The organism is Aeromonas sp. s12, from assembly GCF_040907925.1.
Taxonomy (GTDB): Bacteria; Pseudomonadota; Gammaproteobacteria; order Enterobacterales; family Aeromonadaceae; genus Aeromonas; species Aeromonas veronii.
In genome coordinates this window covers 193,588-200,903 of record NZ_JBFOCT010000035.1, presented here as the reverse complement: position 1 = coordinate 200,903, position 7,316 = coordinate 193,588, and the positions used below count along the sequence as shown (strand labels likewise).

Here is a 7,316-nt window from a genome sequence, read left to right as displayed (position 1 = left end):
AGCGACGCAACAGTGTGTTGCTGCGGGAGTGGAATTCTACTCAACCGCCTTCTCGAGTCAAGCCTTATTTTCGAAGGCTTTTCGAGGTTACCGACGAGGTTGTTTGCGTTGCCGCTTGCCCTGTCGATGGAGGCGCATTATAGGGAACAGATTCTTTCTGGCAAGGCTAAATTGCATGTTTTTTTGATAAAACCGCACAACCGTTCAAACAACAAACAAAAAGAAGAAAGTTTGGGCTAAATCACACATTCTAGAGGCAGATGACAGGCAAGCCCCCTCTCAACTCATATAAGCCATTTCGGATTGTTGACGCGCTAGCCAAAGCTCCTCCATCTCCAACAAGGTTTGATAGACTTTCTCCGCCTGCTCTGGTCGGCTGAACAGATAGCCCTGCCCATACAAGTGGATATCGGTCAGAGATCGCAGCACATCCAACTGGGCCTGTGTCTCAATCCCTTCACACACCAGACTCTTACCCAGCATCGACCCCATCCGGCAAATATTGGCGACCAGTTCGGATGCCTCCATTGAAGTGTCAATGCCCTGTATAAAGGAGCGGTCGATCTTCACTTTGCTGACCGGTAACTTTTGCAGATAACTCAAAGAGGAATAACCAGTCCCAAAATCGTCTAATGCCAGCAGTACCCCCTGCTGATTGAGATCCTGCATCAGTTGCAGCGAGTTCTTCACTTCGCGCATGGTGGTGTCTTCCGTGACCTCCAAGACCAGGCTGCGGGCAGGCAGGTGGTGCTCCATCAATGCCTTGGCCACCAATTTGAGCAAATTGCGCTGGTACATGCCTGGCGAGATATTCACACACATTTGCAGATCAACCATACCAAGCTGGTGCCACTGATAGAGCTGCTCACAAGCTGTGTTCAGCACCCAGCTGCCAACCCGTTCGGCAAGCTGGAACTCCTCGGCCACCATGATCACTTCATTTGGCGGAATGAAGCCGAGTTCCGGATGCCGCCAGCGCAGCAGAGCCTCGACAGCTTCACAGCGGCCACTCTCGAGATTGACGATGGGTTGGTAATAGAGTTCCAGCGCATTGTGTTCCAGCGCCATGATCATGTCCGACGCCAAATGCTTGCGCCGCGCCGTCTCGTTGAGCAGGGAGTTATCGTAAATTACATAGGGGACATGGGTCTTGCGACTATGGAACAGGGCCTGCTCCGCACGACTCAGCAACTCCTGAGTCTTGTCGCTGTCCATCGGATAGAAGGCAATCCCGATCCCGACTTCAAGCCGGAAGGGATAGTTGTCATAGACGATATCTTGCTTCAGCGCATGCAGCAATCGCGCTACCAGCTCCCTGACCTGACGCAGATCGCTGCTGCCACGCTGAATAATGGCAAATTGATCTCCCCCCAGACGTCCACTCCACTCCCCCTCTTCACAGAGCACTCTGATCCGGGTGGCAAACTCACAAAGCAGATAATCACCGGTGTCATAGCCAAACTTGCTGTTGATATCCCTGAAGTCGTTGATATCGACCAGCACCAGCCCAAACGGCACTTCCTGTGTGGCGTACAGCTCCATCCGCTCCAGCAGAGCAACCCGATTGGACAACCCGGTCAGCGGATCCCGTCTGGCCGCTCTGAAATGACGACGCCCTTCATATATAAGCAGCATGCTGAGCAGCAGCACTGACATGACCAGACCGGAGACCATCAGCAACAAGGCATTGCGCAATTGACCAAAATGGCGATCGTTCTCGGAATAGACGTTAATGTTCTTCTGCATCACAGAAGCGAGGGAGTAGGAGAGCGGCTCTTGCAGCGGGGCAAGGCGCATCATGATCTGCTGATAGTCAGATGCTCCGCTCTGCAACTTGGTGATGTCGGGCTCTATTTGACGAATATTGGTTTCAATCAGCTGCACCAGACGCAAGGTTTTCTGCTTGTCCTGCATGCTCTTGCGCAGCTGGCCGCTCAACAGGATGGGCGTTCTACTCCAGAGAATGTCATAACGCAGCATCAAGGTGTCATGATCAATCCCGCCATAGTGATAGACCTCTACTGCATTGAGGAAACGCCCGAGTTCCAGCTGCAACTGCATCAACGCCCAGGAAACATCATAGGTGTATTTCTCCATCGCTCTGGTCGCATTCTGGATTTGCATCAGGCAATAGAGGGTGCTCCCGGTAAACGACAGGATGGATACGTACAGAATGACGAGCAGTGGCCACGCCCTGGTCTTTCCTTTCACCCCATGCTCCCGTGCGGTTTTTATCAGTGCTGAATGTCTATCAAATCCAGCTGCCAGATCATCATGTCGGTATATTCGGATCGCTTCAATTCCGGATATTGATCAAGAGGCAGCATAAACCAGACCGGCCCCTTGTCACGCACCCGCATGACAGCACCATTGTCTTCCCATGCGAGAATGGGCTCGTATTTGGCAACCTTGTCCCATTCAATGCGGATCTGGAAACTGTTCAGTGCCGTCAACGTAATGGTCTTGCCATCCGCACCGACTGCAGTCAATACATCGGCCAATTTTGGGCCTCTGTAGGTATGCGGCTTATCCACCCACGGGTTGCCGGTCACTATCTCATGTTGCGGCAGAGCCTGTAGTTTTGCCAGATCAAACAACACCTTGCCATCAACTTCGTCTGCCGACCTGATGTTGCCACCGACTTTCAGGATCACCGGCCCAGTCAGCGCCTCAGCAGCCATCACCGGCATGATGACCAATGAACACAGTAGTGTCAGCCAACCAAACATTTTCATATCGCCCCCATATTTGCTGTCTCAACAGACTCAGTTTAGCCAGATATAAAAAAACGGCTCGCCTTGAGCGAGCCGTTTGTCAAACAGAGCAAGGGGGGATGATTACATCATGCCCATGCCACCCATGCCGCCCATGTCAGGCATGGCAGGGGTATCTTTCTTCGGCAGTTCGGTGACCATGCACTCGGTGGTGATCATCAGACCGGCGATGGAAGAGGCAAACTGCAGGGCGGAACGGGTTACCTTGGTCGGATCCAGGATGCCCATGGCCAGCATGTCGCCATACTGTTCGCTGTAAGCGTTGTAACCGAAGTTGCCTTCGCCGTTCTTCACTGCGTTGGCAATGACGGAGGCTTCCTCACCGGCGTTGATGACGATTTGACGCAGCGGGGCTTCCATGGCGCGCAGGGCAACCTTGATACCGACGTTCTGGTCTTCGTTGTCACCACGCAGACCAGCCAGTTTGGCTGCAACGCGAACCAACGCAACACCACCACCGGCAACCACACCTTCTTCAACCGCGGCGCGGGTAGCGTGCAGGGCATCTTCAACGCGGGCTTTCTTCTCTTTCATCTCGACTTCGGTGGCTGCGCCAACCTTGATCACGGCAACACCGCCAGCCAGCTTGGCTACGCGCTCTTGCAGCTTCTCACGATCGTAGTCGGAAGAGGTCTCTTCGATCTGTTGACGGATCTGGGCAACACGGCCTTCGATCACACCGGCATCACCCACGCCATCGATGATGGTGGTGTTCTCTTTGGTGATGACGATGCGCTTGGCACGACCCAGATCTTCCAGCGTCGCTTTTTCCAGCTCCATGCCAACTTCTTCAGAGATGACGGTACCGCCAGTCAGTACGGCGATATCCTGCAGCATGGCCTTGCGACGGTCACCGAAGCCAGGCGCCTTGACGGCAGCCACTTTCACGATACCGCGCATGGTGTTGACCACCAGAGTCGCCAGGGCTTCGCCTTCTACGTCTTCAGCAACAATCAGCAGCGGCTTGCCAGCTTTGGCAACGCCTTCCAGCACCGGCAGCATTTCGCGGATGTTGGAGACTTTCTTGTCAACCAGCAGGATGAACGGGTCGTCCAGTTCAACGGAACCGGTCTCTTGCTTGTTGATGAAGTAGGGGGACAGGTAGCCGCGGTCGAACTGCATACCTTCAACAACTGCCAGCTCATCTTCCAGACCCTGACCATCTTCAACGGTGATGACGCCATCGCGACCCACTTTGTCCATGGCTTCAGCAATCAGCTTGCCCACTTTCTCGTCGGAGTTGGCGGAGATGGTGCCCACCTGAGCGATGGCATTGCTGTCAGCGCACGGCTGGGACAGCGCCTGCAGTTCAGCAACAGCAGCCACAACGGCTTTGTCGATACCGCGCTTCAGATCCATCGGGTTCATACCGGCGGCAACGGCTTTCAGACCTTCGTTGACGATGGCCTGAGCCAGAACGGTTGCAGTAGTGGTACCGTCACCGGCGGCATCGTTCGCCTTGGAAGCCACTTCCTTGACCATCTGGGCGCCCATGTTCTGGAACTTGTCTTCCAGCTCGATTTCGCGCGCAACAGACACACCATCTTTAGTGATGGTCGGGGCACCGAAGGACTTGTCCAGCACCACGTTGCGGCCTTTCGGGCCCAGAGTCACCTTGACGGCATCAGCCAGGATGTTTACGCCTTCCAGCATCTTGATGCGGGCTTCGTTACCAAACTTAACGTCTTTAGCTGCCATTTTTCTTCAATCCTTAAATCAATTCGGGGAAAAGGAGGATGGATTACTCTTCGACAATCGCCAGGATGTCGGTTTCGGAGAGGATCAGGACGTCCTGACCATCCAGCTTCTCGGTCTTCACACCGTAGCCTTCGTTGAAGATCACCTTGTCACCAACCTTCACGGCCAGCGCTTTGACTTCGCCATTATCCAGGATGCGACCAGTCCCCACGGCAAGCACTTCACCACGGGTGGACTTCTGGGCCGCAGTACCAGTCAAGACGATACCGCCGGCAGATTTGGCTTCAGCTTCGATGCGCTTGATGATGACGCGGTCGTGCAGTGGACGAATTTTCATCGATAACTCTCCCAAAATGAGTCTCATTGTTGCTTTGAGGAATGGCCGTTCCAGGCCAAATTAGATATGTCCCTGATGTGGGGCAGAGTTGCTAACCCTTCAAGGGCAAATACAAAAAAAATTTTTTCACGTACTATAAACATCTTCGATGGTTCAGCCATGTCCGCACTCTGGAGCAAGGTCGGTTCAAGCCGCCCGGTTTCCATGCCAGAACCTTCAAAGCCAGCTGTAGAGACGAGCCCTTGACCCGCACCAACCCCATGCTGACAGCCCCTATTCCGGTCGTACTGCGCCAGATGACGGGCCCCATGATCTTCGGCATCATCGCCATTCTGGCCTTCAATCTGGTCGATACCTTTTTTATCGGTATGCTGGGCACCGAAGCTCTGGCCGCCATCAGTTTTACCTTTCCTGTCACTTTTGTGGTTACCTCGCTGGCGATGGGATTGGGCGCCGGATTGTCAGCGGTGATCGGTCATACCCTGGGGCAGGGCAAACACGATGAGGCGGCCCATCTCGCCACCGACAGCCTGTTTCTGGCGGTGATCATGGTGGCCCTGCTCTCCGCGGGGGGGGCTCTCACCATCAAGCCTCTGTTTACTCTGCTGGGAGCCAGTGCCGAGCTTATCTCCCTCATCCATGACTACATGCTGATCTGGTATCTCACCGTCCCCATGCTGGTGCTGCCCATGGTGGGCAATGCCGCCATCCGGGCGACCGGCGATACCAAAACCCCCAGTCTGGTGATGGCAGTAGCCGGGTTGGTCAACGGGGTGCTGGATCCTCTGTTGATCTTCGGCATCGGCCCCTTTCCCGAATGGGGGATCCGAGGGGCCGCCATCGCGACTTCTATCTCCTGGTTGATGGCGATGCTGGTCAGCCTCTATATCCTGCGTCATCGGGAGGGCTTGCTGCTGTGGCGCCTCTCGCCGCGGGCCCGGTTGCTGACCCACTGGCAGGCCTTGCTCCATGTCGCCGTCCCCGCCTCTTTTACCAATATGCTCAACCCCCTGGCCAATGCGGTGCTGATGACGATCTTTGCGGGTCTGGGTACCGAGGTGGTAGCCGCTTACGGCGCCGCGTCGCGGGTCGAGGCGCTGTTGCTAATTGTGATGATGGCCCTAGCCTCCGTACTGGCCCCTTTCATCTCGCAAAACTGCGGCGCTGGCAATCCGGCCCGGGCCAAAGCCGCACTTCAGAGCAGCATGCGCTTTGCACTACTGTTCCAGCTCGCCATCTATGGCCTGACCTGGCTACTGGCGCCACTCATCGCCAATCTGTTCAGCGATCATCCGCAGGTCATTCGCCTCATCATTCTCTATCTGCATCTGGTGCCGATCGGTTACGGCTTTCAGGGCATGGTGATGCTGCTGGCCTCGGCACTCAATGGCGTTCGAGCATCCAGTATCTCGTTTTTGTTCAACGGATTGCGTCTGTTTGGTTTTCTGTTGCCAGGAGCCTGGCTGGGGGCAAAACTGGGAGGAGAACAGGGGATATATCTGGGGATACTGCTGGCCAATCTGGCGGCGGGCACCCTCGCATGGTGGTATGCCCGACACCGCTTCGAGGCCTTGTGCCATCAGGGCAAACCCTGATTCAGTCACTCACCTCGGGGTTTCGTCTCGTCGATTACTCTTTGCGCTCAAATTCGCCTTCGATAGTGGTGCCGCCCTGCTTGGAGTTCCCCATATGATCATCGGACGGTGCGTTGCCAAACGGCGATTGAGTACGCTGGAAGCCGCCCATCTGCATCCGGAACTGGTTGCTGCCGATCAGCTTGTCGGCCAGTTTGTTGCGCAGCCAAGGCTGCAGCAGCAGGATCCCGAAAAAGTCGGTGACAAAACCCGGAATGATCAGCAGCAGACCGGCCAACGCCAGCATCATGCCCCCCATCACCTCGCGGCCCGGCATCTCGCCCATCTGCATCTTTTGCTGGGCGCTGAACAGGGTCTTGATCCCTTCACTGCGCACCAGCGAGGAGCCCAATACCGCAGTCAGGATGAGCAAGCCGACAGTCGGCAGCGCCCCGATTACCGAGCCGACCTCGATCATCACGGTGAGCTCCAGCACAACCAGACCCACCAACAACAAAAACAACTTGCCCATATCCACTCCAGCACCGGTAAATTGAGAAAAAGTGGCAGCCATGCAACGATGGTCAGAGACGATTTTGCCCCCCATCATCACCACTTTCTGCCCTGAATAAATGGGGGCTGCCACCCTCTTTTCAAGTTGGTCAACTGACTCCTACGTCATCAGCAATCTAAAAAACCAGCAAAAAGTCACAAAAATTTATAAAAATCATCATGATAAAAACTTCATAACATATGTGTACTTTTCTCAAAGTAATTTGAATATGTCGCAAATTTAGTGATCCACCTCTAATAACCGATACCTCAATTGGAGTAGTATATTGATTAGTTTTTCGGGAGGTCATTCTCCCAACCGCCCCACTCGATGTGTGGTGCTTCAGGATGAGCTGTGCGCAAGGAACTCGCGACCACTCG

General features: G+C 54.8%; 7 protein-coding genes. 2 read left to right on the top strand and 5 right to left on the bottom strand.

The features are described 5' to 3' along the window. Positions 1–240 (top strand): hypothetical protein (locus tag AB5Y67_RS18290; RefSeq protein WP_368208062.1); only part of this gene is annotated, 240 nt, incomplete at its 5' end. 39 nt (positions 241–279) lie between these two features. Here the strand turns inward: AB5Y67_RS18290 and AB5Y67_RS18285 are convergent. From AB5Y67_RS18285 to AB5Y67_RS18270, 4 genes are all read right to left on the bottom strand, one after another. Further along, entirely contained in the window at positions 280–2,211 is a 1,932-nt protein-coding gene (locus tag AB5Y67_RS18285) for a bifunctional diguanylate cyclase/phosphodiesterase (protein WP_042084490.1), read from the bottom strand. A 23-nt stretch (positions 2,212–2,234) separates the two neighbouring features. Further along, positions 2,235–2,735: a molybdopterin-binding oxidoreductase gene (locus AB5Y67_RS18280; RefSeq protein ID WP_005358155.1), complete on the bottom strand. Its 501-nt coding sequence runs from the start codon at positions 2,733–2,735 to the stop codon at positions 2,235–2,237. 102 nt (positions 2,736–2,837) lie between these two features. Further along, the gene (gene groL / locus AB5Y67_RS18275; protein WP_005340575.1) at positions 2,838–4,472 is read right to left on the bottom strand and encodes a chaperonin GroEL; all 1,635 of its coding nucleotides are present in this window, start codon (positions 4,470–4,472) and stop codon (positions 2,838–2,840) included. 43 nt (positions 4,473–4,515) lie between these two features. Next, on the bottom strand, positions 4,516–4,809 hold the full coding sequence (locus tag AB5Y67_RS18270) for a co-chaperone GroES (RefSeq protein WP_005340573.1): 294 nt from the start codon (positions 4,807–4,809) through the stop codon (positions 4,516–4,518). 260 nt (positions 4,810–5,069) lie between these two features. On the opposite strand from AB5Y67_RS18270, the gene AB5Y67_RS18265 reads away from it, so the two are divergent. Further along, positions 5,070–6,404: an MATE family efflux transporter gene (locus tag AB5Y67_RS18265; RefSeq protein WP_223849341.1), complete on the top strand. Its 1,335-nt coding sequence runs from the start codon at positions 5,070–5,072 to the stop codon at positions 6,402–6,404. 34 nt (positions 6,405–6,438) lie between these two features. On the opposite strand, the gene AB5Y67_RS18260 is transcribed toward AB5Y67_RS18265, so the two are convergent. Then, entirely contained in the window at positions 6,439–6,915 is a 477-nt protein-coding gene (locus AB5Y67_RS18260) for an FxsA family protein (protein ID WP_064338761.1), read from the bottom strand. Positions 6,916–7,316 lie beyond the last annotated feature (401 nt).